We start from the raw sequence: 26,484 nt of genomic DNA, 5'->3' as shown, positions 1-26,484 counted from the left end.
TGCGTTCGTACTCACGACGGTGCGGTCACCCGCGCCGGCAGCGTCACCGTCACCGCCAGTCCCTCACCCGGTGCCGTCCGCACCGCGACCTCGCCGCCGTGCGCCCGCACCACCCCCTGCACGATCGCCATGCCGAGTCCGCTGCCCGCGCCGCCGCCGGCGCGGAAGAAGCGGTCGAAGATGCGTGCCGCGTCCTCGGGGCACAGCCCGGGCCCCTTGTCCTCGACACACACCCGTACGACCCCGTCCTCGCGCGCCACCCCGAGCCGCACCGGCACCTCCGCGGGCGTGTGCGTGCGTACGTTGGCCAGCAGGTTGCCGAGGACCTGCCGCAGCCCGGACTCGTCGGCGCGCACCAGCAGCGCACCGTCGGCGCCGACCGCGATGGGCCGCTCAGGCTGCTGCACACGCAGGTCCTCGGCCGCGTCCCGCACCAGACGGCTCACGTCGACGTTGCGGAAGCGCAGTTCGGGCTGCTGGTCGAGGCGGGCGAGGGTGAGCAGCTCGTCGACCAGGCGCCCCATGCGGTCCGCCTCCGCCATGACGCGTGACCAGACCCGTTTGCGCTCGGCCGGATCGCCGAGCATCCCCTTGTCGTACAGCTGGAGATAGCCGCGTATCGCGGACAGCGGTGTGCGCAGCTCGTGCGAGGCGTCGGCGACGAAGCGGCGCAGCTGGGCCGCGCTGCGCTCGCGCGTGCGGTACGCCGACTCCACCTGGTGGAGCATGGAGTTCAGGGCGAGCCGCAGCTGCTCGACCTCCTGCGTCGGATGGTGGCTGGACGGCACGCGTGCGGTCAGGTCCCCCTCGGCGATCGCCGAGGAGGTCTCCACCATGTCCTCCAGGGGCCGCATCCGGCGGCGCACGCTGAACATCGTCAGGCACGCCAGCACCGCCAACAGGATGGTGCCGACGGCGAGATCGAGCTTGACGGCCTTGCCCATGCCCTCGTGCAGGTCCTCGGTCGAGGTGGCGATCAGCACCACACTGCCGTCGGACAGCCGTGCCCCGATCATCCGGTACGGCTCGCCCTGGACGCGCACGTCCCGAGGCTCCTGGTCCGCGGCCAGCGCGGCCGGATCCTTCGCCGCGGCGGCGACCGCCCGCTGCCGGGGCGTCGGCTGCAGCGAGCCGAGCGGCACCGGCCGGCCCGTGGCGTCGACCGCGACGAACACCGATGCCGGGCTGGGCAGCGAGTCCGCGTCCCCGCCGTTCCCGCCGAACTTGTCCAGCGCGACGCCCAGTTCGCCCAGCGACTCGATCTGCCGCAGTGTGAACCCTGCGTTCTGCAGAGAGGAACGCGATCCGCGCAGCTCGGAGTCCACCTTGTCGAGCAGGTAGTGCCGCGCCGCCATCAGGCTGACCGCGGTGGCGACGACGATCCCGAGGGCGAGCAGCGCCACGTTCGCCAGGGTCAGCTTGGCGCGCAGCGAGTGGATGCCGCGCCTGCCGTGAAACCGCCGCGCCGTCATGCCAGCCCGTACCCGACACCACGCCGGGTCGTGATCACCGGCGGCCCCAGCGCGTCCAGCTTGCGCCGCAGATAGCTGATGTAGGTCTCCACGACCGTCGACTCGGGCGGCATGTGCTCGTACTGCCAGACGTGGCGCAGGAGTTGCTCCTTGGGCACGATCCGGCCGCCGTTGCGCACCAGGAAGCGCAGCAGGGCGTACTCGGTGGGGGTGAGCTCGACCGTGCGGCCCGCGCGGTGCACCGAGTACGTCGACTCGTCCAGCTCCAGATCGCCGTAGCGCAGCGGCGGCCGCTGCGTCAGTACGTCGGCCGCGCGCGTGCGGCGCAGCACGGCGGTGATGCGGGCGACCACCACGTCGATGTCGAACGGCTTGGTGATGTAGTCGTCGCCGAAGCCGAGGGCGCCGACGATCTCGGCCGGGGAGTCCCGTGCGGTGAGGAACACCAGCGCCAGCTCCGGCTGCCGCGCACGAAGTTCGCGGCCGAGCGCGCGGCCGTCGCCGTCCGGGAGCATGACGTCGAGCAGCGCCGCGTCGGGGCGGGTGCGCTCGGCGAGGGTGAGCGCCTCGCGGACCGTGCCCGCCGTCATGACCTCGAAGCGGTGGTAGCGCAGGGCGATCGCGAGGACGTCCGCGATGCTCTCTTCGTCCTCCACGATCAGCACGGTGCCAGGAGCCGTCGTCATGCCCCCAGTATCGGCGGGCCCACTGACAGCCGGGCCGGTTCCGAGCTTTGGAGTTCCTTGAGAGTCATGGGTGTCCCGTGTCCACGCGCGCGTGCCGCCCCCAATGCTGTTGCCCTGGACCTGGGGGACCGACCGAAGACCGACTGAGGAGTGTTGAACGTGGCGGCATTGGCACGGTGGTGCTACCGGCACCGGCTGGTGGTCCTGTTGCTGTGGGTGGGGGCGCTGTTCGGGCTGGGCTTTTCGGCCTCGACGGCGGGCACGGAGTACGCGAACGTGTTCTCCCTCCCCGACACGGACTCCAAGAAGGCGTTCGACCTGATGGAGAAGGCGTTCCCGGACACGTCCGGAGACACCGACACGGTGGTCTGGAAGGTCGACGAGGGCTCGGTGAAGGACCAGGCGGTACGGTCCCGGATCCAGCCCGCGCTCGACGAGATCGCCAAGATGCCCGGAGTCGGCGCGGTGACCGGCCCGTACGCCGGTGACCAGGGCGCGGCGCAGGTCAGCCGCGACGGACAGATCGCGTACGCCCAGATCACCTTCGCCAAGCGGGCGAACGAGGTGCCGAAGGAGCTCGTCGAGGACGTCGTCGACACCGCGCAGGGCGCCGAAAGCGCCGGACTGCAGGTCGAGCTGGGCGGCCAGGCGATCCAGCGTGTGCAGGAACCGCCCACGGGCCTCGCGGAGGTGATCGGGCTCCTCGCGGCGGCGATCGTCCTCTTCCTGGCCTTCGGCTCGCTGTTCGCGATGCTGCTGCCCATCGGCATCGCCGTCTTCGGCGTCGGCACCGGCCTGTTCTCCACCCAGCTGCTCAGCCACACCACGGACATCCCCGACATCGCTCCGCTGCTCGCCTCGCTCATCGGGCTCGGCGTCGGCATCGACTACGCGCTGTTCATCGTCACCCGGCACCGGCGCGGCATCCTCAAGGGCATGACGCCGGAGGAGTCGGCGGTCACCGCCCTCAACACCTCCGGCCGGGCCGTGCTGTTCGCGGGCGGCACCGTGTGCATCGCCCTCGCCGGAATGCTCGTGACGAACCTGCGCTTCCTGGACGGCGTGGTCATCGGCACCTCCCTCACGGTGGTGCTCAGCGTGCTGGCGGCAACGACTCTCCTCCCGGCCCTGCTCGGCTTCCTGGGTCCGCGGGTGCTCAGCCGCCGGCAGCGGCGCCGGCTGGCGGAGAAGGGACCCGAGCCGGAGCGGGCGAGCGGCCTCGCGGCCCGCTGGGCGTCGAACGTGGAGAAGCGCCCCCGCACGATCGCCGCGCTCGCCCTGGTCGTCATGGCCGTCCTGGCCCTCCCCGTGCTGTCCCTCCGCCTGGGCGCCACCGACCAGGGCAACGACGACGCGTCGACCACCACCAGGAAGGCGTACGACCTGCTCGCCGAGGGCTTCGGCCCCGGCTTCAACGGCCCCCTCCAGGTGGTCACCGCGGGCGGCGACACGGCCACGCTGGTCAAGGGTCTCGAGGACACGCCCGGGGTCGCCCGGGTCGCCGCGCTGCCGCCCGCGCAGGGCGTGACAGTGATCCAGGTCGTCCCGACCACGTCACCGCAGTCCGAGGAGACGGACCGGCTGATCGACACGCTGCGGGACGAGGTGATCCCGCAGGCCGGGGCCAAGGCCCACGTCGGCGGAGTCACCGCCGTCTCCAAGGACTTCGCCTCGGTCACGGGCGACCGCCTGCCGCTGTTCGTCGCGACCATCATCGGCCTGGGTTTCCTGCTGCTCCTGATCGCCTTCCGCTCCCTGGTGGTGCCGCTGACCGCCGCGCTGATGAACCTGATCGCCGCGGCCGCCTCCTTCGGCGTCCTCGTTGCGATCTTCCAGTGGGGCTGGGGCCTGGAGCTGATGGGCCTCGGCAAGGAGGGACCGATCAACGCCTTCCTGCCGGTCATCATGCTCTCCCTGCTGTTCGGCCTCTCGATGGACTACCAGGTTTTCCTGGTCAGCCGGATGCACGAGGAGTGGGTGCACACCAAGGACAACGCGCGTGCGGTGCGGGTGGGGCTGGCGGAGACCAGCCGGGTCATCAACAGCGCGGCCCTGATCATGGTCTGTGTGTTCATGGCGTTCGTGCTGAGCGGCGACTCGGGTGCGGCGATGGCGGGCGTCGGACTGGCGGCCGCGGTGGCCCTCGACGCGTTCGTCCTGCGTACGGCTCTGGTGCCGGCCGCGATGTACCTGCTGGGGAAGTCCAACTGGTGGCTGCCGGAATGGCTGGACAAGCGGCTGCCGCATCTGGCGGTGGAACCGAAGGAGGAGGCCGAGGAGTCTGCGGCGGAGGACGGCCCCGCCTCGGCGGTCCACGGGTACATCCGCACGCCCGACGGCGACCCGGTCGAGGGCGCGTCCGTGACGCTGCTGTCCAAGGGCGGCCGTCAGCTGGACCGCGTCACGTCGCTCGCGGACGGTTCGTACATCCTCTCGGTCCCGGCGCCGGGGACGTACCTGCTGGCGGCGACGGCGCCCCATGCCTCCCGTGCGGGCCATGTGGTCGTGACCGACGGCCCGCTGGTGTACGACGTGGAGCTCGCCGAGGGCGAGGTCGACGCGGTGAACTGAGCTACTTCCGGGCTTTCCTGGCGGGGTCCGGCAGGGCGTTCGTCATCCCCGGCAGGAAGTCCGTGAACAGTTCGTGCACCTCGAGGACGAGCGGGCGCAGCACCCGGAAGCGGGCCAGGGAGACGCCGCGCGCGGTGAGCCGGGCACCGCGTTCGGCGAGCCGGTAGCTGCGCTCGCGCCCCTCGGTCCGGTCGAAGATCCAGTACAGGACGAGCCCCATCTGGGACAGCCACATCAACTCCGGCAGTACGTCCCGCAGTTCCTCCGGCACCTTGGTCTTCGTACCCGCCAGCACCTCCCGGTGGACGCCGATGGCCTCCACGCGCGCGTGCTCCGACTCCTGGGAGAAAGGACTGAGCGGGCTGTCCGGGTCGGCGGCGTTCTTGAAGAACTGCACCGCGAACTCGTGGTATGGCGTGGCGACGTCCAGCCACACCCGCAGCACTCCCGCGAGCCGTGCCTCCAGATCGGTCTCCCGGTCCAGGACCTCGCGGACCGCCGCCCGGTGCTCGGCGGCGAGACGGTCGTAGAAGCCCTGGATCAGGTGTTCCTTGCCGGCGAAGTAGTAGTACGCGTTGCCGACGGAGACCCCGGCCTCCTTGGCGATGGTCCGCATGGTCGTCTTGTCGTAGCCCCGCTCCTGGAACAGCCGCATCGCCGTCTCCAGGATCAGGGCGCGGGTCTGCTCGGACTTGGAAGGCGCGGCGCCGTGATCGGGGCTGTCGTTCTTCGGGGGCACGAACAATGAGCCTAACGAGTGCCGCAGGCGCCGCTGTCACAGCCCAGTGGGTGTGGGTCCAGCCCGCGTCCGGGTGGTACGACCACCCGTCGGCCCGCTGGTGGACCCGCTCGTCCCACTGCGCCCCGCGCCACTTCGCGGCGGCCGGCACGGCATCCCGGGCGAGCCTCGCCCCGGCCGGAGTGCTCAGCGCATGGGCGAGCGGCCGGTGCTCACGAAGCGCCCAGAGCGTCACGATCCAGGCGGCAGGACCCCGGTAGACCTGCCCGGAAGTCGCCGACGACGGTGACCTCGTCGAGGGTGGCCCGATGGTCGAGCCCCGGAAACCGGCGCCGGCGTACAGGACGGTGCGCCGGCGGACCGGAACGCGCGAGGCGCCCCGAGTCGCAGCCGTGCTCTCCTGTGATCACTCGCTGCGATGAAGCGACTCCCGATTCCCCCTGGGTACGCTGAGGCGACAGGCGAGACTCCGTCGCATGGGAGCAGTCATGAGCGCCGCATCCGGGAACGGGCTCGACGACGAGCCGGCGTACCGCTGGCCGATCCCGCCCCCCGAGGGCTGGACCGCGGACGACCTCGATCGGATTCCGGGCCTCCCGCCGCACACGGAGTTGATCGACGGGAGTCTCGTCTTCATGAGTCCGCAGACACGGTTCCACAGCCGGACGATGCGTCTGCTGGACAACGCGCTCCTCGAACAGGCGCCGGACCACCTGGACGTCGATCGTGAGATGACGATCAAGCTGGACGAGAAGAACCGCCCGGAGCCGGACCTCGTGGTGTTTCCGGCGGATGCGGTGACCGGTCCTGACCAGACCTGGTACAAGCCCGAGGACATCATCCTCGCCGTCGAAGTCGTCTCCGCCGACTCCCGAGAACGCGACCGCGACATCAAGCCCCGCAAGTACGCGGCAGCCGGTGTGCCGCATTTCTGGCGGGTTGAGCAGGACGACGACAAGGGCCTCCCCGTCGTGTACGTCTACGAACTCGACCCGGCCACGAAGTCCTACGGTCTCACCGGAATCTTCCACGACCGGCTCAAGGTCTCCGTCCCCTTCGACATCGAGATCGACCTGACGGCCGTGAACCGGCGTCCGGGCCGTTCCCCGCACTGAGCCCGAAGAGGCGTGGCTCGCGGCCCCGTTGATGTCAGTGGCCGCTCACGACAAGCGGGAGGCGTAGGAGTCGCCCCTGTACCTCGCCCGTGCGCCGACCAGGCAGCCCCTTGCGGGGCCTGAGGATGCGCGTTCTCATTCGATGGTGAGGACGATGCGGCCGCGGAGCCCGCCGGCTGCCAGGCGTGTGTGCGCCTTCGCGGCCTCCTCCAGCGGATAGGTCTCGGCCACGCGCAGTGCCAGCTCTCCGGAGGCGGCCATGCCGGACAGGGTCGTCAGCACGGAGCCGTCCGCGCCGACCTGCGTCAGCCGTACCCGGATGCCGCGCTCGGCCTCGGGCAGGGCGTCGGGCCGGGTGGTCACGAAGGTGCCGCTGCCCGCGATCGCCCCGATGACGGCCTGCCCGAGCGTGGCCGTGTCCAGAACGGCGTCCACCCCCTCGGGATACAGCGTGCGGACGGCCCCGACCAGGTCCCCGCCGCCGGGTATCCCGTGAAGGCGCGGCTGAGGGCGATCACCGGCTGCCCGGGCTCCCACACCACGGCAGGGCCCACCGCGTCCACGACGCCGGCGATGTCCCGGCCGAGACCGTGGGTGCCGCCCTCCGGCGGAGGCGGGAAGACTCCGTTGCTCCGAGATCCGCATCAAGGTGCAGGCCGCCAACCGCAACCCGGTCGACATGGGGAACTGGGTGTCCGTGACGTCGACAAGCCGGAGCCGGGTATACAGCTGCTCGCATGAGAACAGTCCCTGACCTGGACCTGGTTACGCGTCAGCCGATGGCGACGCGCTTCTGCCAGTAGCTCGCCGGCGCCACGATCTCTGTGCCGGAGCCGGGCAGGACCGTCTTGCCGCCTGCGTAGAACCGTACGGATCCGTCGGACCGTACGGTCCACACGTCGGGGACGCCGTCCCCGTTGGCGTCGGGTGTGCCCATCAGCAGCGGGATGCTGGTGCTGGACCAGCCGGCCGAGCCGTACTCCGTGTCCGCGCCGCCCGAGGAGTTCGCGCCGGAGGCCAGGGAGTTCAGGTCGGTTCCGCCGGAGCTCGCGGCGATGCCCTTGCGCAGCAACAGCCGTGCGGACACGTCGGTGCGGTAGACGATGTCGGCGACGCCGTCGCCGCTGACGTCCAGGACGGTCACCAGGTCGCGGTCCTTCCAGGCGGACGCGGACAGCCGGATCGCCTGGTCGACGGTTGCGCCGTGGTAGCCGGTGAAGGCCCACAACTCGTCATCGGTTCCGGCGGTGTTCTTCGCGGTCGCGAGGAAGTCGGTGCGGCCGTCACCGGTGATGTCGCCCGCGGCGACGATCTGGGTGAGGACGGACGGACTCGGGGCACCCGTCGGCAGCAGGATCTCCTGGCGGCGGTCGATGTTGACGGCCCCGTAGCCGTCGCCGGGGTAGACCCAGAGTCTGCCCTCGACGCGGACGACCAGGTCCTGGAGGCCGTCGCCGCCGTAGACGTCGCCGTTGTGGGTGATCAGCGCGCCCTTGAAGTGGCCGTTGGGCGCGGTGACGAACGGGGGCAGGTCGTCGCCGTTGGGGTCCTTGTCGGGGTTGGCCCGGTAGGCGCCGGGCATCGAGTAGTCCAGGTCGCCGGAGCCCTTGGTGAGGTCGGTCGTGGCCTGCGAGGGGTAGAGGGCGAGGTTCCCGCCCTCGGTCACCACCATCATGTCCGGCAGCTTGTCGCCGGTGAAGTCGCCGGGGGAGTCGGCCTGGTCGCGCGGGGTGACGTAGAAGAAGTACTTCGTCGGCTCGGAGACGTTGCCGGCGCCGTCGACGGCACGGACGTAGAGCACGTTGGGGCCCGCGGTCGGCGGCTTGGCGCCGCTGATCGTGGCGCTGACGGAGGTGGCCGTTCCGCTGGTGCGGCCGAGGCTGCCGGTGTACGTGGGCGAGTTGAAGCCGTACTCGTAGCGCACCACGTCGGTGTTCAGGGCGCGCACCGTGAAGGAGCCGGCCGTACCGAACTTGATGGTGGACCAGTTCGCGTCCTCGGCGTCGTTGCCGAAGCCGTTCTCGCTGCCGTCCGCGTTCGGGAAGTCGGTGGAGCTGACCCTGGGCGGGCGGGGCGCGGTCGTGTCGAGGACGAAGCGGCAGGGCGTCTTCGGATACCAGCTGGAGGTGGAGCCGGCGTCGTCGACCGCCCGCACCCGCCAGGAGTACGTGGCGCCGCTCTTGAGGCCGCTGGTGGAGAACTTCGGCGTGGTGCGCAGCGCGGTGTCGGTGTCGCCGCCCGCGGAGACCTTGCCGGTCGACTTCAGCAGGTCACCGGTGGTGTCCCACTGGCCGGTCTGCCACAGGTCGAAGTCGAAGTAGTCGAGGTTCTTGTCCTTGTCGGTGGCCTTGGCGGTGAAGGTCAGGTCACCGGAGCCCATCCGGACGTACGGCTTGGTCGTGGTGCACTTGCCGTCAGGGCCGAGGTCGAGCGAGTTGGAGACGATCGACGGCTTGCGGTTGTAGACGAGTTCGAGCACGGGTGCGTGGTCGCCGTTGGCCTGGAACTTCTTCCACGCGTACTGCGCGTTCTCGTCCCGGGCGCGCAGGCCGAAGGTGATCATGTCCTCGCCCTTGTCGGCGGTCTTCTGCGCGCCCTTCTTGACGTCGAAGGTCTCGAAGGCGTCGCGGCAGCCCGACTTGTAGCCGTGGGCGAAGCTCTTGGTGGCCAGCTTGTTGCCGTCGTGCAGCCTGGGCGCGTTCTTCCAGTTGGTGTGGGAGTCGATCTCGCCGGTGAGGTGCACGCTCATCGAGCGGTCCTGGCACGACCAGGAGTAGGTCTCCAGCATCCGCAGCTTGGCGCTGGTGATCTTGGTTCCCTTGAGGTCCTTGTCGAAGGTGATGTTGAAGTACGACCGTGAGGTACCCCAGGTGTCGGACTCGAAGCCGACGCGGGCCTCGTGGGTGCCGCCCTTGTTGAAGCCCTTGCCGTTGTAGAACGTGGCGTTGGGGTGCCGGTTGTAGGCGGTGGTCCAGTTCTGGGTGTGCTTCTTCACCGAGGGATCGATGAAGACGGGGTACGTCGTGGCCGGGTCGTTCAGGAAGTCCTGGTCCGGCGTGAGCGTCCACTGGCCCGCGGACAGGTCCGCCTCCACCAGGTCACCGCGCGAGTCGGGCGACGGCCCGTCCAGGGAGGGCAGGCTCAGGGTGGCGGAGGAGCCGGTCTGCGAGGGGGTGGGGGACGGCTCCGCCGGTGCGGTCGGCAGCGGGGACTCGGAGACGGTCGGCTCGGGGCCGTCACTGGCCGACGGCAGCGCCTCGACGTCGGTGTTGCTCTGCTCGTCGGACTCGACCGCCTCCTCGGAGGGACTCGGGGTGTCCGAGACCTGCTCGGTCGGGGAGTCCGTCGGGTCCGGGGACTCCGATGAGGCCGGCTGGGCGGTCGCCCCCACGGCGCCGTCGGTGACGGCGGGAGCGCCGCTGTTGTCCCACATCAGCGGGGTGGGGGAGACGGCGACCTCGTCGCCGTAGGCATCCAGGGCGCTGACCATGCCCGACAGTGGATCCAGGCGGAAGGTGAGGTCGGCCGAATGCAGTCCGTAGGCGATCTGCTGGACATGGGGGTCGGCTGCGGCCTGCCGGTTCTTGACGACGATGACCTGGCCGAAGCCGTCGTCGTCCGCCGTCAGCACCAGGTCGCCGCCCGGGAAGATCTCCGGGTACAGGATCCGGTTGCCGTCGACGATCGGAGTCGGTACGGCACCCGGCCAGGTCAGCTGGATCGCATGGTCGCCGCCGCCGACGTACAGCGTGGCCAGGGGGGTTCCGGTGTCCGCGGCGGCGGTCTTCACCAGGGAGACGCGGCGCACGGTCGAGCGGGAGGAGCGCTGTTCGCCGCGCCCGTCGGACCCGGCGGAGAAGACCATCCGGGTATTCGTGGCCCGCGGCTCCCAACCTTCCTTGGTGCGGCGCAGGTTCGGATCGATCTTCTTCCATTCGCCGCCAACCCTGGCCCGGATCGGGGAGGAGTGCAGCTGCTTCATCATCAGGCCGTCGGGTCGGGCCCAGGTGGTCGAGGCGGCTGTGCGCGCGGCGGTGACCTCGACGTTCTTGCCGGTCCGCGCGGCCTGCGAGAGCGCGGCGGACTCGGCCACCGGCTGCGCGCGCCGGCTCCGGCCGGCCGCGTCGTGCGGCCCGTCCCCGTCCAGCTCGAATCCGACGTAGACGATCCCGGTCGCGGCGATCGCGGCGGCCAGCAGCGCCGCCCCGGCCCGACGGCCGGGCGCACGGCCCCAGTTGCGCGTCATCGGGCGAGTTCCCCTTCCCCCTCGTTCACCCTTGGAACCGGCGCAGGACAGGGCGCGGCCGGGCCAGCCGATGATGACCTATGAGGGAACTGTCGTCACCCTGTGGAGATGGTGCCGGTGGGGCACGAAGGACCGGCGGGTCTTCCGGGGTGCTGGACGGCGTGCGCTTCCTGGAGTGGCCGGACATGCGGAGCTTGGGCTTCCAAAGTGAGTAAATAGGGTCAATCGCACGGGTGTTGACGGTGTGTTTGTTACGTCGAGTCCATCTCTGTCCCAATGGAAATCAAAGCGACGGTCAATCCTGCGGAAACCCTTATCCGGCCTTCGGGTGCTTTCGCAGCGTAGCAAGGCGTTACGTGCCGTGACGATCATCACATCCTCCTTGCATATATGGCGCTACTTCACAGAGTGATCACAGAATCTGCGCTGTCTGATAAATCGTCACGCGTGGTCCGTCTACGGTCCCGCCTCAAGTGGTCCGGGGGGACCTCGTCGTGTTCGATCGACTTCCGCATGCCCGCAGGCGTCGTGCAGCGCGCATCGCCGTGCCGGTCACGGCCGCTGCGCTGCTGGTCGGACTGCTGCCTGCGCAGGCACTCGCGCTGCCCCCCGATCCGGTGAAGGAGGAGATCGGGCGCGAGACGGTGAAGCTGGAGGAACTCGAGCGCGAGACGCCGGTTCCCGGCCAGGTGTTCAACCGGCACCTGGAATCGCTGCGGGCCGAGGTTCCCAAGGACCTGCTCACGGCACCGACCGGTGCGACGACCCCGCCCTCGGGGACGGGCTCGGTCGCCTTCGGCTCCACCACGACGACAGCCTCCGTCACGACGACAGCCTCGGCCACGACGACAGCCTCGGCCACGACGACAGCCTCGGCCACGAAGACGTCCTCGGCCCGAACCGCCGCCGTGGCCGCCGGATCGGCAGGGGTCGAACAGGCCGCTATGAGCCCCGCCGGCGCCCTGCCCGTGAGCCTCGGCCAAGCCGCCGACCAGCCGGCTCCGACCGGTACCTGGCAGGTCACCATCCCCGAGCGCACCACCTCGACGGCCCAGGGCGTGGACGGCGCCGTCGTGGTCGTGGAGGCACCCGCCACCGGGGCGGTGCCGATCTCCGTCAGGCTGGACTACTCGAAGTTCAAGAGCCTCTACGGCGCCGACTGGGCCTCCCGCCTGCGTTTCGTGCAGTTTCCGGACTGCTACCTCACCAACCCTGACGACGAGGCCTGCCAGACGTACGAGGAACTCGAGACGGCCAACGACACGGCGTCGACGTCCCTGACCGCCACGGTCGACCCCGCGGCCGACGGCACCGTGACGCCGGCGTCGGCGCCGTCCTCGTCCGCCGGGAACTCCGGTGTGATCCAGGCGGCTTACCGCAAGCGGGCCCCGACTCTGGTCGCGGCCGCGGGCAGCAGTACCGCAGTCGTCGGCGCGGTCGACTCGGGCAACAGCGGCGGCGGCACCTTCAAGGCCACGCCGCTCGCCTCGGACGGCAAGTGGGAGGCCGGCGGCTCCTCCGGCGCGTTCGCCTGGTCGTACCCGCTGACCATGCCGGCGGCTCCGGCGGGGCCCGCGCCGCAGATCTCGTTCGAGTACAACTCCCAAACCGTGGACGGCCGTACGGCCGTGTCGTCACCGCAGGCATCCTGGATCGGCGAGGGATGGTCCTACGACCCCGGTCACATCGAGCGCCGATACCGAAGCTGCCAGGACGACCGCAAGACCCTCAAGGCCGGTACCCCCAACAACACCGCCAAGAAGGACAAGACACCCGACCTGTGCTGGGTGTCGTACAACGCGGTGATGTCGCTGGGCGGCAGGACCACCGAGCTGGTCCGTGACGCCGCCTCCGGCAGCGACCCCGAGAAGGACACCGAGGTCTACCGCCCCCAGCAGGACGACGGGACCCGTATCGAGCACCGGGTCGGCGGAAGCAACGGTGACAACAACGGCGAGTACTGGGTCGTCACCACCACGGACGGCACTCAGCACTACTTCGGCCTGCACGGCGTCGGCGGCGGGCACGCCGACACCGACTCTGTCTCCACCGTGCCGGTGTTCGGCAACCATCCCGGCGAGCCCTGCCATGCCGAATCGTTCGCCGACTCGCGCTGCGGCGCCGGCAAGCGGCAGGCCTGGCGCTGGGGTCTGGACAAGGTTGTCGACGTCAACGGCAACACACTGATCGTCAACTGGACGCAGGAGACGAACTACTACGCCGTCCGCAAGAAGTTCAAGTCCCCCGAGCAGTACGACCGTTACGCCTACCCGGTCTCCATCGAGTACGGCATGCGCCCGGACAGCATGACCAAGCCGTCCGCGACCGTCGACTTCGGCGTCAAGCAGCGCTGCCTGAAGTCGGACACGGTGTGCACCAAGGACAACTTCGCCAAGACCGACGACCCCGGTGCCTACCGCCCCTGGTGGGACACCCCGGGCAACCTCAACTGCAAGTCCACCTCCAAGCTGTGCCCGGCCTTCCCGTCGTTCTGGACGCAGATGCGCCTGGACACGGTCACGACGAAGGCCGCCCGAGCGGGGCAGGCCGGTCTGAACCCGGTCGACAAGTACACGCTGCGGCAGTCCTTCCCGGAGGACTGGTACGACACCTCTCCCGGGCTGTGGCTGAACTCCATCACTCGCACGGGCTACGCGCCCGGTGATACCACGGGCGTCCTGCAGTCCAAGGACGGCATCAGCTTCGCGCCGTACACGGTCGGCTCAGACTCACCGCTGCGCGCCCGGCTGAAGGACCGCCAGCTGCCCAACCTGGTGCTGACCGGGACGAACGACCAGCGCCCCGGCTTCACCCGGCCCCGCATCGGCACCGTCTCCACCGAGTACGGCGGTGACATCGAGGTCCAGTACAAGGGCGGCTGCGCGACCGAGCCCGCGGAGGACAAGGGCAAGAGCAACGGGACCTGCTACCCCGTCCGCTGGTCACCCGACGGGGACGAGAAGACCCCGGCGAAGGCATGGTTCAACAAGTACGTCGTCGACTCCGTCACCGAGATCGACAAGGTCACCTCGCACGGCGTGCCGGTCGTCACGAAGTACGCCTACTCCGGTGCGGCATGGGCCAGGAGCGACGACGAGTTCGCCCGCCCGGCCCTGCGCACATACAGCGACTGGCGCGGATACCGGCAGGTCAAGGCGACCACGGGTGCCAAGTCCGTGTCCGAACAGGGGGATCCGCAGAGCCAGTCCTTCTCCCTGACCCGCTACTTCCAGGGCAACGGCGGCGAGGTGAAGGACTCCACCGGTACGTACACGCTCCTCGCGGACGACGCCCCGCAGTACGCCGGCATGGTCGCCGAGGCCATCGACTACCGCGACTCCGACGGCGAGGTCCTCAAGCGCACCCTGAACTACCCCTGGTCGAAGCAGACCGCGTCCCGCGCCCGTGAGAACGAGGACGGCACCACCGCGGACCCGCTGCTCGCCCACCGCGCCGGCATCAAGCGGACGGACGAGATCCAGACCCAGGACCCGGGCTGGCGGGCCGTACGCACCCTCACCACGGTCGACGACACCTACGGCCTGCCCACGCAGGTCGAGACCGCCGTCGTCAAGCCCAACGGCAGCGGTGAGACCCTCTCCGACCAGTCGTGCACCGTGACGAAGTACCTGCACAACACGACGGCCTGGCTGATCGGCAGGGTCAAGGAACAGCGCACCACCGGCACGTCCTGCGCCAACTACGACAACGCCGATCCGGCGACCCAGCTCAGAGAGGCGGCGCAGTACACGTACGACAACCTCGCCCACGGTGCGACGCCGACGAAGGGCATGGTCACCTCCGTCGCCGAGACCGACGGCACGGGCAGCGCGTACTCCGTCGTCACCGCCACGACGTACGACTCCCTCGGCCGCGTCCGGACGGTCACGCAGCCGGGTGCCGGCACCACGGAGACGCAGTACACCCCGGCGGAGGGCGGTCCGGTCACCGGGACCAAGACCATCGACGCCCTCGAACACGCCACCACGACCACTTTCGACCCGGGGCGCGGCCTCCCGCTGACGGTCACCGACCCCAACGGGCGGGTGACGCGCAACGAGTACGACGCCCTGGGCCGCCTCGTGAAGGGCTGGTCCGCGTCACGCTCGGACGGCAAGTCGCCGGACACGGTGATCGACTACCAGCCGGCGGTCGCCACGAGCAGCGAGAACCGGCCCACCGCGGTGACCGTCAGGAACCTTGAGGACGACGGCTCCTACAGCACCGAGGTGACCCTTTACGACGGCCTGAGGCGCATCGTTCAGACGCAGACCGAGGCGCACGGACCCGGCCGCATCGTCGTGGACACCACGTACAACGACCACGGCCTGGTCGACAAGAAGACCGGCGCGTACCTCGCGAAGGGCGAGCCGGGCACGACCCTCTTCGCCCCCAGGTCGCAGACGCTGGTGCCCAGCTGGACCAAGTACCGCTACGACGGCATGGAGCGCGTGGTCCGCGCGTCGATCTACCACGGCGGCGACTACAAGTACGCGACCTATACCACGTACAGCCTCGGCAGCACGTACGTGAACCCGGTGGGCTCGACGGCGCCGCGGACGCGCACGTACTACGACGCCCTGGGCCGGGTCACGTCCATCAAGCACTACTCCCAGGACGGCTCCGGCTCGACGACCGGCCGTACGACGACGTACGACTACGACGCCCGCGGCAACCGCACCAGGGTCTCCGACCCTGCGGGCAACGTCTGGTCCTACACCTACGACGCCCGCGGCCGGGTGACGTCCGCCACCGACCCGGACACCGGGACGACCGACACCTGGTACGACGCAGCCGACCGTCCCAACCGCACCAAGAACGCCCGTCAACAGGAGATCTTCACCGAGTACGACCTGCTCGGGCGCATGAAGAACACGCGCCTCGGCTCCGCCACCGCGACGCCCGTCAAGGAGTACACCTACGACCAGGCGCCGGGAGGAATCGGCCGGCTGACGTCGTCCAAGCGGCACACGGACGGCGGCGACTACGTCAACCGCGTCACCGGTTACGACGCCGACTACCACGTGACCGGCCGTGAGGTGACCATCCCGGCCAACTCGCTGACCACCGGTCTGGCCGGCACGTACGCCTACTCGTACAGCTACACCCCAACGGGCAAGCAGCAGTCCGTCACGTTGCCGGCCGTGGGCGGTCTGGCGCGGGAGAAGGTCGTCACGCGCTACACCCAGGACGGCCTGCCGGAGTCCACCTCCGGCCTGACCTGGTACACGGCGGAGGCCACCTACTCCCCGTACGGTGAGGTGCTGCGCACGGTCTCCGGCTCCCAGCCCTACCGCGTGTGGACGACCAACTTCGTCGACCCGCACACGGGCAGGCTGCAGCGCACGGTCGCGGACCGCGAGACCGCGGGCCCGCACCGCATCACCGACAGCTATTACTCCTACGACACGGCCGGGACGATCACCTCCAACGCCCGCAAGCTGAGTGAGGCGGCGGGCGACACCTGGGACACCCAGTGCTTCACGTACGACGTGATGGGCGAACTGGTGCACGCCTGGACGTCGAAGACCACGCCGGACGGCAACGGGACCGGCTGCAAGGCCGCCAACGGCACCACGTGGGGTCATCGCACCGACTACGCGCCCTCGTCCGGTCCGGTGGCCGACGCCCCGGACCAGTCGACGGACACGTCCGGCCCGGACACCGCGCTGGCCTCGTCGCTGTCCGCGGCGGCCCCCGACACCAGCACGGTCTCCACCGGTGCCACGGCCTACCGGCAGGACTTCACCTTCGACTGGATCGGCAACCGCGCGACGCTGACCGAGCACGACACGGCCGACGCGACGAAGAACGTCACGTACACCTACGGCTACGGCAAGACCGTCCCCGCCAGCGGCACGACCCCGTCGTACAAGGCCCAGCCGCACACGATGACGTGGATCAACTCCTCGCCGTCCGGCAAGGGGAGCTCCTACACGTACGACGCGACGGGCAACGCCACGGTCCGGGACCTCTCCAACACCACCCAGGACCTGGTCTGGACGGCCGAGAACAAGCTCGACTCGATCACCGACGACGGCAGCAAGACCACCTACGTCTACGACGCCGACGGCAACCGCCTCCTGGAGAACTCGCCCTCCGGCTCCACCCTGTACCTGGGCGAGACGGAACTGACGACCAATTCGACCGGCACCATCACCCGGGCGTCCCGCGCCTACGCCCAGTCGGGCGCACCCACCGTGGTCCGCACCACGAGCAACGGTGCGACGACGGGCCACAAGCTGAACGCCCTGCTCGCCGATCACCTCGGCACCGCGAACACGACGGTCGAACTGTCCGGCACCCAGCCGGTCACTCGCCGCGCCTTCAAGCCCTACGGCGAGGTCCGCGGAGCCAAGCCCGCGGCCTGGCCCAACCGGCGCGGCTACCTGGGCACCGGCATCGACGACGCGGCCACCGGTCTCACCCACCTCGGCGCCCGCGAGTACGACCAGAACTCGGGTCGCTTCCTCTCCGCCGATCCGATCTTCGAGGCGGCCGACCCGCTCCAGATGAACGGGTACGCGTACAGCCACAACAGCCCGGTGTCGCACAGCGACCCGAGCGGGCTGCTCGACCTGGTCAAGGCGGAGGCCGAGCAGGCAAAGCGGCAGAAAGAGGCGCGGGACAGGGCCGTGCGCGAGCACATCAAGGAGAAGTACACCAAGGCCCACGACACCGTGATCATGATGTACATGGCGTGGCTGCGGCTCACCCAGCCGAGGGGCGGCGGAAAGGTCACGGTCGACCTCCAGCAGACGAAGGGCTTCCGGGACTCCGAGAACTATGTCCGCAACGTGGGCAAGAAGAAGACCGGATGGGCGGATCTCGTCTACTGGACGGATGACACCGTGTACATCTGGGACGTGAAGAATTTCGGCGGTCCCGCCGAGAAGGGCGGCGACAAGGAGGTCAAGGACTACATCAAGGCATTCAAGGCGAAGTTGGCCGGCGATGAGAAGACCAAGAATCTCAAGGTCAAGGCCGGCTTCAAGATGATGCCGCTCAAGGGGCCGAACCTGTTCAAGCCGGACGAATGGGTCGATGCATTTCCGTCGGCGAAGAGCGACGGCGTGATCGCGTACAAGACCAAGAGCACGAAGCGCGACACTGATCGGAAACCCCCGCCGCCTGTCCGCGCGCCGGTGAACGTGGAAGAACCCTGGTACAGGAAGTTCGCGAACGGAGCCAAGGACTGGTGGCACGAGAACGTGGGGAATCACGACTGGTCGAAGAGTCCCTTCGACTTCGGGGGGAGCGGTTCGGAAGCTCCCTTGATTCCCCCGCTTTCCGGCCCTCTGATAGCCTACTGACCCTTATTCGGCTGGAAGGCAGCAGCGAGCGATGAACGTATCCCTCTTTCCTCTCCCGGCGACGGAGATCGATTCCGGATTCGACGGGGTGGTCGAACGGTTCCGCAATCTGGAGTCGGATTCCGAAGACTCGGACGCGTACTGCGACCTGGGAGAGGAAGGGGACGTCATCGCAGAACTGCTGCTGCGTGCGGACGCGGGGGACATCGCGGAACTCGCGGTCGCCGGCGGTACTCTCCTCGGTGACGACCGCGTCGGGACGGTGTGCGCTTTCCTTTCGGCCGACGAAGTCGCGCGCGTCGACGGATTCTTCGCCGGCGTCGGCGTCGAGGACATCATGCGCTCCGCTCCCGAGGTGCTTTCCGGGATCATCCGTGGCGGAATCCCCGACGAATATCTCGAGGACCTGGCCGAATACGTGGCAGAACTGCGCGAAATCTACGGCCGTGCCGCCCGTGAAGGCCTGTGCATGGCACACATCCACGAAGGCTGACCGGTATACGGCGAAGGCCCTGTTTCCCGGAACCGGGAAACAGGGCCTTCGCCGTATACCGAAAAGACGTCAGAAGCGGCGCGTGATCAGGGCCCGCTTCACCTCGGCGATCGCCTTCGTGACCTCGATACCGCGCGGGCAGGCGTCCGTGCAGTTGAAGGTCGTGCGGCAGCGCCAGACGCCGTCGCGGTCGTTGAGGATCTCCAGGCGCTGTTCGGCGGCCTCGTCACGCGAGTCGAAGATGAAGCGGTGCGCGTTGACGATGGCGGCAGGGCCGAAGTACTGGCCGTCGTTCCAGAAGACCGGGCACGAGGACGTGCAGGCCGCGCAGAGGATGCACTTCGTCGTGTCGTCGAAGCGTTCCCGGTCCTCTGCCGTCTGGAGGCGCTCGCGCGTCGGCTCGTTCGTGTCCTTCGTGATGAGGAAGGGCATGACGTCGCGGTACGCCTGGAAGAACGGCTCCATGTCGACCACGAGGTCCTTCAGGACCGTGAGGCCCTTGATGGGCTCGACCGTGATCGGCTTCTCGGGGTTGATGTCCTTGATGAGGGTCTTGCAGGCAAGGCGGTTCTTGCCGTTGATCCTCATCGCGTCCGAGCCGCAGATGCCGTGCGCGCAGGAGCGGCGGAAGGTCAGCGTGCCGTCCAGGTCCCACTTGATCTTGTGGAGGCCGTCGAGGACGCGCTCCTTCGGGTCGATCTCCAGCTGGAAGTCTTCCCAGGTGGCCTCCGCCGAGACCTCCGGGTTGAAGCGGCGGACCCGGAAGGTGACCGTGATGTACGGGGACGAGGCGGACTCGGCCTCCACCTTGTCCATAACGGGGGTTGCCATCAGTACTTACGCTCCATCGGCTGGTAGCGGGTCTGGACGACCGGCTTGTAGTCGAGACGGACGGACTCGGTGCCGTCGTCGCCCACCTCGCGGTACGCCATGGTGTGGCGCATGAAGTTGACGTCGTCGCGGTTCGGGTAGTCCTCGCGGTAGTGACCGCCGCGGGACTCCTTGCGGGCCAGCGCGGAGACGGCCATGACCTCGGCCAGATCGAGCAGGTTGCCCAGCTCGACGGCCTCGAGGAGGTCCGTGTTGAACCGCTTGCCCTTGTCCTGGATCGCCACGTTCTTGTAGCGCTCGCGCAGCTCGGCGATCTTCTCCACCGCCGTCTTGATCGTCTGCTCCGTGCGGAACACCATGACGTTCGCGTCCATGGTCTCCTGCAGTTCGCGGCGCAGGACCGACACGCGCTCGGTGCCCGTCGACGCGCGCAGGCGCTCCACCTGGTCGATCACGAGCTGCGCCGGGTTCTCCGGGAGCTCGACGAAGTCCGCCTGCTGGCTGTACTCCGCCGCCGCGATGCCGGCCCGGCGGCCGAACACGTTGATGTCCAGCAGCGAGTTGGTGCCGAGACGGTTCGCGCCGTGCACCGACACGCACGCCACTTCGCCCGCCGCGTACAGGCCGGGGACCACCGTCGTGTTGTCCGACAGGACCTCGCCCTCGACGTTCGTCGGGATGCCACCCATCGCGTAGTGCGCGGTGGGCTGGATCGGGATCGGGTCCGTGTACGGCTCGATGCCCAGGTAGGTGCGGGCGAACTCCGTGATGTCCGGGAGCTTGGCGTCCAGCTGCTCCGGCGGGAGGTGCGTCAGGTCCAGGTAGACGTGGTCGCCCTCCGGGCCGCAGCCGCGGCCTTCCCGGATCTCCGTGTAGATGGAGCGCGAGACCACGTCTCGGGATGCGAGGTCCTTCATGACCGGCGCGTACTTCTCCATGAAGCGCTCGCCGTCCTTGTTGCGGAGGATGCCGCCCTCACCGCGGGCGCCCTCCGTCAGCAGGATGCCCATGCGCCAGATGCCGGTCGGGTGGAACTGGAAGAACTCCATGTCCTCCAGCGGGAGGCCGCGCCGGTAGACCGCCGCCTGGCCGTCGCCCGTCAGCGTGTGCGCGTTGGACGTCACCTTGAAGAACTTGCCGCAGCCGCCGGACGCGTAGATCACGGCCTTCGCCTGGAAGACGTGGATCTCGCCGGTCGCCAGCTCGTACGCCACGACACCGGCCGACTTCTTGACGCCGTCGACCTCGGTGATCAGCTGGTCGAGGACGTAGAACTCGTTGAAGAACTCCACGCCCTCCTTCACGCAGTTCTGGTACAGCGTCTGAAGGATCATGTGGCCGGTACGGTCGGCCGCGTAGCAGGAGCGGCGGACCGGGGCCTCGCCGTGGTTGCGGCTGTGACCGCCGAAGCGGCGCTGGTCGATCGTCCCGTCGGGCGTCCGGTTGAACGGCAGGCCCATCTTCTCCAGGTCGAGGACGGAGTCGATGGCCTCCTTCGCCAGGATCTCGGCGGCGTCCTGGTCGACCAGGTAGTCACCGCCCTTGACGGTGTCGAAGGTGTGCCACTCCCAGTTGTCCTCCTCCACGTTGGCCAGCGCGGCGGCCATACCGCCCTGCGCGGCGCCCGTGTGGGAGCGGGTGGGGTAGAGCTTGGTCAGCACGGCGGTGCGGCTGCGCTTCGTCGACTCGATGGCGGCGCGCATACCGGCGCCACCGGCGCCGACGATGACGGTGTCGTACTTGTGGATCTTCATGAGTGGATTACCTCAGCCCCGTGCCTAGCGGATGTTCGGGTCGAAGGTGAAGATCACCAGCGTGCCCAGCAGGATGGTGAACACCGTGGCGGTGTAGAGCAGGCCCTTCAGCCACAGCCGGGTGTTCGCGCGCTCCGCGTAGTCGTTGATGACCGTGCGCAGGCCGTTGGCGCCGTGCAGCATCGCGAGCCACAGCATCAGCAGGTCCCAGACCTGCCAGAACGGGGAGGCCCAGCGGCCGGCCACGAAGGCGAAGCCGATCTTGGACACGCCGCCGTCGAGCACGAGCTGGATCAGCAGGTGGCCGATGACCAGGACGACCAGCACGATGCCGGACAGGCGCATGAACAGCCAGGCGGCCATCTCGAAGTTGCCCCGGGTCGACTTCGGGGACTTCTTGGTGCGCTTGCGCGGGGCCTCGATGAGGGGTGCCGGGTTGTCGACGTTGTAGAGGGACTCGCCCTCGACCGGACCGATTCCGGTGGCGGTCTTTTCAGTCGTGGACATGTGCGTCAGCTCCCGAACACTTCACGAGCGGCGTGGCCGAGGACGGGGTAGATCGCCCCGAGCATCAGCACGAGCCACAGGCCGACGACGGACCAGAGCAGCTGCTTCTGGTAGCGCGGGCCCTTCGACCAGAAGTCGACGGCGATGACGCGCAGGCCGTTGAGTGCGTGGAAGAGGATGGCGGCGACGAGGCCGTACTCCAGCACGGCCACGATCGGCGTCTTGTACGTGGCTACGACCTTGTCGTAGTCCTCGGGGGAGACACGCACGAGAGCGGTGTCCAGCACGTGTACGAACAGGAAGAAGAAGATGAGGACGCCGGTGACTCGGTGAGCCACCCAGGACCACATTCCTTCCCGGCCGCGGTACAGCGTTCCAGCCGGCACGGAAGAACCCTCCGGGAGCGGGGACTGGGGCCTGCCGGCTTCGGCGTCGGACGGGCCCGGCCGGGTACGGTCCACCGGCCCCCAGCATCGTAGCGACGCGCTGCCGCTGGGCTTACAGGGGGCCTACCGGTGTGATCAAACTGGCACGCGGATGGGTGAGCCGTTGGTGGCTTCTGGGGCGGGGTGTCCTGTTATTTGCCGGGTGCGGCGCTGTTGTGGCTTGTCGCGCCCACGCGGCGGGGCCGCACAGTGTTACAGCCCCGCGCCCCTGAGTAGCTCGACCAACCGCTCTCTTGCCAGTCGACGGAGTTCCTCGGCCGCAATCACCCGTTCCTCCTCCCGATCGTTTGTCAATCGTGACCGGATGTGTTCCAGGATGTGGTCCAGGGTCTCGGCGGGGGTGACGCCGTCCAGGCAGATGACGAACACGTGTCCGAAGCGGGCCTCGTATGCCGCGTGGGCCGCGCTCAGCGCCGTGTGGGCCGCTCCGTACGTTCCCTCCGGCAGGGTGGGGAGGGACTCGCCGGCCAGGGCCTCAGCGAGATCCGTGGGTGCGAGGTCGTACGCCGCCTCGTCCGACGCCGCCAGCAGGGACTCCACGTCGGGGTAGGGGCGGTGGTCGGCGACCCGGCGGGCCCAGCGCAGGCTGGAGAGACAGTTCAGGAGTGCCTGCCGTGCCTCGTCGGGGGTCGCCGAGTTGAACCTCTCCAGTCCGTTCGGGGACGGTGGAGTGGGGGTCTGCTCCGGGAGTGACGATATGGCCACTCGGCCGGGAAGGTGTGGGAGACGGTGCGCAGGCAGCGTGGGTCCTCGCGTCACGTGGTGTGTTTCGGCAGGGGATGCTGTGAGAGGTGTGACGTCACGTTATCGACAGTGGTCATGACGTGTCCGACGGATGCCCGAATTTCACCCGCAAGGGAGAGTTTCAGAACGTGTGGTGGACGCCTCGACGGGCGCTCGAGTCGTAGGTTGGCGCCGTGAGCCAGCACAGGCGCCGGGCGCCGGAGAAGAACGTGAAACAGCGGGCGCTGATCATCGGGATCGCGGTCGTCGTCTTCGGCGTGGGTCTCGGGCTGTGGGCCTCGGGGGAGGACGGAGGACCCGTCGGGTCGGCGGGGCTGCAGCCCGGCGAGAGTGCGTCCGCCGCGTCGCCGCCCGCCGCGAGTCAGGGTCGGGCTCCGAGTCCGACGCCCACCCGCTCCTACGCCCTGTCCAGGACTCCGCGCACCATCCCCGCCGTACGCGCCCACACCCCGGCCCGGGGCCCGGGCTGGCGGCCGGCCGGCGGGCGGCGGGTCGTCGTGAGCGACGGGGAGCTCGCCGACGAGGGGCGGCTGATCGCCGGTGAGCTGGGGCTGACGTACGCCGGGGAGAAGGACGACGTGCGCACCGGGGACGTACGGCTGGCGCTGAACGACGACGAGGGCGCGAACCCGGAGTCGTACACCATGACCGTGCGCGGCGGGCGGGTCACCATCAGCGGGCCGGCCGACGCGGGCGTCTTCTACGGGACCCGCACGCTCAAGCAGGAGGTGCGCGGCGGCGGTACGGCGCCGGAGGGCGTCGTCCGGGACCAGCCGGCCAAGCCCGTGCGCGGGCTCATGCTGGACATCGCGCGCAAGCACTTCACCGCCGGCTGGATCGAGGACCGGGTGCGCGAGCTCGGCGATCTGAAGTTCAACCAGCTCGGGCTGCACTTCTCCGACGACCAGGGCTTCCGGATCCAGTCCGACAGCCATCCGGAGATCGTGTCGCAGCAGCACCTGACCAAGGCGCAGGTCAGGAAGATCGTCGACCTCGCGGCCGACCGGCACATCACCGTCGTCCCCGAGATCGACTCGCCGGGGCACCTCGGCGCGGTGATCGACGCGCATCCCGAGCTCCAGCTGCGCAACGCGCAGGGCGGGGCGCCGCGCGGCGCGATCGACATCTCCAAGGCGGCGTCGGCCGACATCGTCGACGACCTCCTCAACGAGTACGCCGATCTCTTTCCCGGCAGTCAGTGGCACCTCGGTGGCGACGAGTACCTGGCGCTGATGGTGTCCGACCCGGAGGCCTCCTATCCGCAGCTCGCCGCCGCCGCGCGGGACGAGTACGGCTCCGGCGCGACCGTCGCCGACCTCACCACCGGCTGGCTCAACGACCGGGCGGACACCGTCCGTGCCCACGACCGGACCATGCGCGCCTGGAACGACGGCTTCTTCCGCGGTACGTCCGTGCAGCCGGCCAAGGACCTCAGGGTCGCGTACTGGACGGGCAAGGAGATCGGGGCGCGCAAGCCGGCGGAGTACCTGAGCGCGGGCCGCCGGGTGATCAACTACAACGACGAGTACCTGTACTACGTGCTCGGGCAGCCGCAGACCTTCGTCTACCCCACGGGACAGCGGATCTACGAGCAGTGGACGCCACGGGTGCTGCGCGGGACGGTCGCGGTGCCGGCGAGGTACGACGGCCAGATCCTCGGCGGGTCCTTCGCGGTGTGGTGCGACCTCGCGAACTCCCAGACGCAGGACCAGGTCGCGGCCGGCATCCGGATGCCGCTGCGGGCGACCGTCCAGAAGCTGTGGGATCCGGGGCGTCCGGCGCTGTCCTGGGGGGAGTTCAGGGCGCTGGCGGCCAGGCTCGGCTGAGGATTGCCCATCCGGCTGCGAACCTCCGTGCGAATGTGCTGTATTCGGGGCGAGCCGCAACCGAGAGGCCGGGGGGAGCCGGAATGGGCTACTGGGGGTATTTCGTCGTGGGGCGCAGCGAGCGGCCGCTCGCGGAGCTGGACGCGCTGGCGGGCGCCGGGGGGATGACGCTGCGCGCGTCGGCGCCGGGCGGCTGGCAGGTGTGGGAGTACCCGACCGGGGACGGCGACGTCGGCAGCATGAACGCCCTGGCCCGGGAGACGGGGGCGCCCGCGCTGTTCGGCTACGTCATGGACAGCGACTGCGTGGTCGTCGAGGCGGCGGCGCCGGAGAGCGGGGCGTGGACGACGTGTCTGGCGCGGGCGGCGATGGCCGGGTACCTCGACGCCGCGCGGGAGGGCATGACTCTCGAGGACTACTTCCTGGATCCGCGCGACGCCGCCGGGCGCGCGGTCGCCTGGGCCGAGGAGGCGGGGCACGCGGTGGAGGCAGGGCAGCTCCTCGAAGTGCTCACGGCCGATGCCGATCCGTTGGCCGAAAACCTCTTCTTCCGTATGCTCGACCGACTCGGTGTAGTGCCCCTGTGACACTCCCGGGCCGTAGCGCGCAGTAAGGGGAAGTGCGGGCTCCGTAAGGGATGGCGCCCCTGCGAGGGAGGCTTGGATGAGCCTGGTGGACCTGATCGCTCGGGCCGACGAGCGCGGGCTGGCCGCAAGCGGGTTGGCTTGTTTGGATCGATGCGTGCCTCTGCTGGGCGGCGACGACGAGGTGCTGCGGCCGCTGTGGGGGTGCCTCACCGACGGCCCGGACAGCGGCGACTGGGGCGAACTGCTGGAGCAGGTGCGCGGCAAGCTCGCGGCCGACGAGGGGGCCGGCGAGGACGAGGCCGCGCTCCTCGCCCAGCGGATGCTGGCCGCCGCCCCGGCCGATCGGTCCGCCGCCGGCGTGCGGGTGTGGGCCGACGCCTGCTCGGTCGCCTCGCTGCAGATACACCGGCTCCTCGACCCGGCCGGGGACGCGTCCTCGCTGGACGCCCGCCGCGAGGGCCGTACGGAGGGCATGCCGCCGCTCGTCGCCGCGGAGCTGCGCCGCCAGGTCACCGTCCTGGAACTGCTCGCCGGTCACGGCGCGGGCGGTCTGCGCCGGGCGCTGGAGGTGTCGACGGAGGGGCGGCGGGTGCTGCGGGCGGTGGTGTCCCGGCGGGCGCGCGGGCGGCGCTGATTGCGGCCCGCGGCCGTCAGCTCACGACCCACTTCACGACCGCGTCCCCGTAGTCCGCGGTGGTGGTGTAGAAGGCGGTCAGGTCCCGGTGGGCCGAGGCGAAGGCTGCCCGGGCCTGGGGCTCCGCGGCGGCGCCCCCGTACCGGGGCAGCAGCTCGGCACGGGCCGGACCCCACAGCTGGTCGAAGTCGGTCGAGGTCAGGAACGCGGCGACCCGCGATGTCTGGGCCGCGGTGAGCAGCAGGAACGGTGACTGTCCCGGATCGGAGGGGAACACCCGCTGGCCGCCCAGGACCACATGGGCCTCCGGCCCGGCGTCCGCGAGCTCCGGGGGCATGTCCGTGTAAAGGAGCTGGTGGTCGCGGTAGTGCCCGTCCAGCATCTCCTCGCGGTGCCGGTCGATGCGCTCCCGGACCGCTTGCCAGTCGTCGTCGAACAGCCGTCGCAGCCAGGCCGCGCTGTTGCGGAGGGCGGATGGCGGTACGGCCCGGAAATGGAAGTACATGCTCATCGGTGTATG

The 26,484-nt window shown here is 69.5% G+C and carries 18 protein-coding genes and 1 pseudogene; 7 read left to right on the top strand and 12 right to left on the bottom strand.

Annotation, left to right across the window (positions count from 1 at the left end; translation table 11 throughout):
* Positions 1 to 11: 11 nt before the first annotated feature.
* Both ABZO29_RS17950 and ABZO29_RS17945 read right to left on the bottom strand, forming a co-directional pair.
* On the bottom strand, positions 12 to 1,472 hold the full coding sequence (locus ABZO29_RS17950) for an ATP-binding protein (protein ID WP_367321212.1): 1,461 nt from the start codon (positions 1,470 to 1,472) through the stop codon (positions 12 to 14).
* Positions 1,469 to 2,158 carry a response regulator transcription factor gene (locus tag ABZO29_RS17945; RefSeq protein ID WP_367321211.1) on the bottom strand — a complete coding sequence of 230 codons (690 nt, stop codon included), beginning with the start codon at positions 2,156 to 2,158 and terminating at the stop codon, positions 1,469 to 1,471. Before ABZO29_RS17945 ends, ABZO29_RS17950 begins: the two co-directional genes overlap by 4 nt.
* Positions 2,159 to 2,326: 168 nt before the next feature.
* On the opposite strand from ABZO29_RS17945, the gene ABZO29_RS17940 reads away from it, so the two are divergent.
* On the top strand, positions 2,327 to 4,729 hold the full coding sequence (locus ABZO29_RS17940) for an MMPL family transporter (RefSeq protein WP_367326171.1): 2,403 nt from the start codon (positions 2,327 to 2,329) through the stop codon (positions 4,727 to 4,729).
* Between the two features lies 1 nt (position 4,730).
* On the opposite strand, the gene ABZO29_RS17935 is transcribed toward ABZO29_RS17940, so the two are convergent.
* Positions 4,731 to 5,468, bottom strand: coding sequence for a TetR family transcriptional regulator (locus ABZO29_RS17935; protein WP_367321210.1), 738 nt, complete (start codon positions 5,466 to 5,468; stop codon positions 4,731 to 4,733).
* 11 nt (positions 5,469 to 5,479) lie between these two features.
* Positions 5,480 to 5,803 (bottom strand): annotated as a pseudogene (locus tag ABZO29_RS17930) (DUF393 domain-containing protein); the annotation flags it as partial.
* Positions 5,804 to 5,956: 153 nt separating this feature from the next.
* Here ABZO29_RS17930 and ABZO29_RS17925 point away from each other — a divergent pair.
* Positions 5,957 to 6,583, top strand: a complete 627-nt coding sequence (locus ABZO29_RS17925; RefSeq protein WP_367321209.1) for a Uma2 family endonuclease — start codon at positions 5,957 to 5,959, stop codon at positions 6,581 to 6,583.
* Positions 6,584 to 6,718: 135 nt separating this feature from the next.
* Here the strand turns inward: ABZO29_RS17925 and ABZO29_RS17920 are convergent, their stop codons facing one another.
* The gene (locus tag ABZO29_RS17920; protein ID WP_367326170.1) at positions 6,719 to 7,228 is read right to left on the bottom strand and encodes a zinc-binding dehydrogenase; all 510 of its coding nucleotides are present in this window, start codon (positions 7,226 to 7,228) and stop codon (positions 6,719 to 6,721) included.
* A gap of 127 nt (positions 7,229 to 7,355) precedes the next feature.
* The gene (locus tag ABZO29_RS17915) at positions 7,356 to 10,829 is read right to left on the bottom strand and encodes a DNRLRE domain-containing protein (protein ID WP_367321208.1); all 3,474 of its coding nucleotides are present in this window, start codon (positions 10,827 to 10,829) and stop codon (positions 7,356 to 7,358) included.
* A gap of 494 nt (positions 10,830 to 11,323) precedes the next feature.
* On the opposite strand from ABZO29_RS17915, the gene ABZO29_RS17910 reads away from it, so the two are divergent.
* Both ABZO29_RS17910 and ABZO29_RS17905 read left to right on the top strand, forming a co-directional pair.
* Positions 11,324 to 18,142 (top strand): RHS repeat-associated core domain-containing protein, encoded by a 6,819-nt coding sequence (locus ABZO29_RS17910; protein ID WP_367321207.1) that lies wholly within the window; start codon positions 11,324 to 11,326, stop codon positions 18,140 to 18,142.
* Positions 18,143 to 18,230: 88 nt separating this feature from the next.
* Positions 18,231 to 18,635, top strand: coding sequence for a DUF1877 family protein (locus tag ABZO29_RS17905; RefSeq protein WP_367321206.1), 405 nt, complete (start codon positions 18,231 to 18,233; stop codon positions 18,633 to 18,635).
* A gap of 69 nt (positions 18,636 to 18,704) precedes the next feature.
* Here ABZO29_RS17905 and ABZO29_RS17900 read toward each other — a convergent pair whose 3' ends face one another.
* From ABZO29_RS17900 to ABZO29_RS17880, 5 genes are all read right to left on the bottom strand, one after another.
* Positions 18,705 to 19,466, bottom strand: a complete 762-nt coding sequence (locus tag ABZO29_RS17900) for a succinate dehydrogenase iron-sulfur subunit (RefSeq protein WP_367321205.1) — start codon at positions 19,464 to 19,466, stop codon at positions 18,705 to 18,707.
* Entirely contained in the window at positions 19,466 to 21,220 is a 1,755-nt protein-coding gene (sdhA, locus tag ABZO29_RS17895) for a succinate dehydrogenase flavoprotein subunit (RefSeq protein ID WP_367321204.1), read from the bottom strand. Before sdhA ends, ABZO29_RS17900 begins: the two co-directional genes overlap by 1 nt.
* A gap of 24 nt (positions 21,221 to 21,244) precedes the next feature.
* Positions 21,245 to 21,727: a succinate dehydrogenase hydrophobic membrane anchor subunit gene (locus ABZO29_RS17890; protein ID WP_367321203.1), complete on the bottom strand. Its 483-nt coding sequence runs from the start codon at positions 21,725 to 21,727 to the stop codon at positions 21,245 to 21,247.
* Between the two features lie 5 nt (positions 21,728 to 21,732).
* Positions 21,733 to 22,113: a succinate dehydrogenase, cytochrome b556 subunit gene (gene sdhC, locus ABZO29_RS17885; protein WP_367321202.1), complete on the bottom strand. Its 381-nt coding sequence runs from the start codon at positions 22,111 to 22,113 to the stop codon at positions 21,733 to 21,735.
* 252 nt (positions 22,114 to 22,365) lie between these two features.
* The gene (locus ABZO29_RS17880) at positions 22,366 to 22,878 is read right to left on the bottom strand and encodes a 2-oxo-4-hydroxy-4-carboxy-5-ureidoimidazoline decarboxylase (RefSeq protein ID WP_367321201.1); all 513 of its coding nucleotides are present in this window, start codon (positions 22,876 to 22,878) and stop codon (positions 22,366 to 22,368) included.
* Between the two features lie 212 nt (positions 22,879 to 23,090).
* On the opposite strand from ABZO29_RS17880, the gene ABZO29_RS17875 reads away from it, so the two are divergent.
* From ABZO29_RS17875 to ABZO29_RS17865, 3 genes are all read left to right on the top strand, one after another.
* Positions 23,091 to 24,743 carry a glycoside hydrolase family 20 protein gene (locus tag ABZO29_RS17875; RefSeq protein ID WP_367321200.1) on the top strand — a complete coding sequence of 551 codons (1,653 nt, stop codon included), beginning with the start codon at positions 23,091 to 23,093 and terminating at the stop codon, positions 24,741 to 24,743.
* Positions 24,744 to 24,826: 83 nt separating this feature from the next.
* Positions 24,827 to 25,330, top strand: coding sequence for a hypothetical protein (locus ABZO29_RS17870; RefSeq protein ID WP_367321199.1), 504 nt, complete (start codon positions 24,827 to 24,829; stop codon positions 25,328 to 25,330).
* A 76-nt stretch (positions 25,331 to 25,406) separates the two neighbouring features.
* On the top strand, positions 25,407 to 25,964 hold the full coding sequence (locus ABZO29_RS17865; RefSeq protein ID WP_367321198.1) for a hypothetical protein: 558 nt from the start codon (positions 25,407 to 25,409) through the stop codon (positions 25,962 to 25,964).
* Positions 25,965 to 25,980: 16 nt separating this feature from the next.
* Here ABZO29_RS17865 and ABZO29_RS17860 read toward each other — a convergent pair whose 3' ends face one another.
* Complete coding sequence (locus ABZO29_RS17860) at positions 25,981 to 26,475, bottom strand: DUF1877 family protein (RefSeq protein WP_367321197.1); 495 nt, start codon at positions 26,473 to 26,475, stop codon at positions 25,981 to 25,983.
* Positions 26,476 to 26,484: the final 9 nt, after the last annotated feature.

Origin of the sequence: Streptomyces sp. HUAS ZL42, assembly GCF_040782645.1 — a bacterium.
Classification (GTDB): Bacteria; Actinomycetota; Actinomycetes; order Streptomycetales; family Streptomycetaceae; genus Streptomyces.
This window is presented reverse-complemented; position numbering and strand designations above follow the sequence as displayed.

What these genes read in the sequence shown, in the direction of transcription:
- ABZO29_RS17865 (WP_367321198.1), top strand. Translation starts at nt 25,407, where the DNA reads ATGAGCCTGGTGGACCTGATCGCTCGGGCCGACGAGCGCGGGCTGGCC.
- ABZO29_RS17900 (WP_367321205.1), bottom strand. Translation starts at nt 19,466, where the DNA reads ATGGCAACCCCCGTTATGGACAAGGTGGAGGCCGAGTCCGCCTCGTCC.
- sdhA (WP_367321204.1), bottom strand. Translation starts at nt 21,220, where the DNA reads ATGAAGATCCACAAGTACGACACCGTCATCGTCGGCGCCGGTGGCGCC.
- ABZO29_RS17915 (WP_367321208.1), bottom strand. Translation starts at nt 10,829, where the DNA reads ATGACGCGCAACTGGGGCCGTGCGCCCGGCCGTCGGGCCGGGGCGGCG.
- ABZO29_RS17860 (WP_367321197.1), bottom strand. Translation starts at nt 26,475, where the DNA reads ATGAGCATGTACTTCCATTTCCGGGCCGTACCGCCATCCGCCCTCCGC.
- ABZO29_RS17945 (WP_367321211.1), bottom strand. Translation starts at nt 2,158, where the DNA reads ATGACGACGGCTCCTGGCACCGTGCTGATCGTGGAGGACGAAGAGAGC.
- ABZO29_RS17920 (WP_367326170.1), bottom strand. Translation starts at nt 7,228, where the DNA reads ATGCGGATCTCGGAGCAACGGAGTCTTCCCGCCTCCGCCGGAGGGCGG.
- ABZO29_RS17950 (WP_367321212.1), bottom strand. Translation starts at nt 1,472, where the DNA reads ATGACGGCGCGGCGGTTTCACGGCAGGCGCGGCATCCACTCGCTGCGC.
- ABZO29_RS17925 (WP_367321209.1), top strand. Translation starts at nt 5,957, where the DNA reads ATGAGCGCCGCATCCGGGAACGGGCTCGACGACGAGCCGGCGTACCGC.
- ABZO29_RS17890 (WP_367321203.1), bottom strand. Translation starts at nt 21,727, where the DNA reads ATGTCCACGACTGAAAAGACCGCCACCGGAATCGGTCCGGTCGAGGGC.
- ABZO29_RS17870 (WP_367321199.1), top strand. Translation starts at nt 24,827, where the DNA reads ATGGGCTACTGGGGGTATTTCGTCGTGGGGCGCAGCGAGCGGCCGCTC.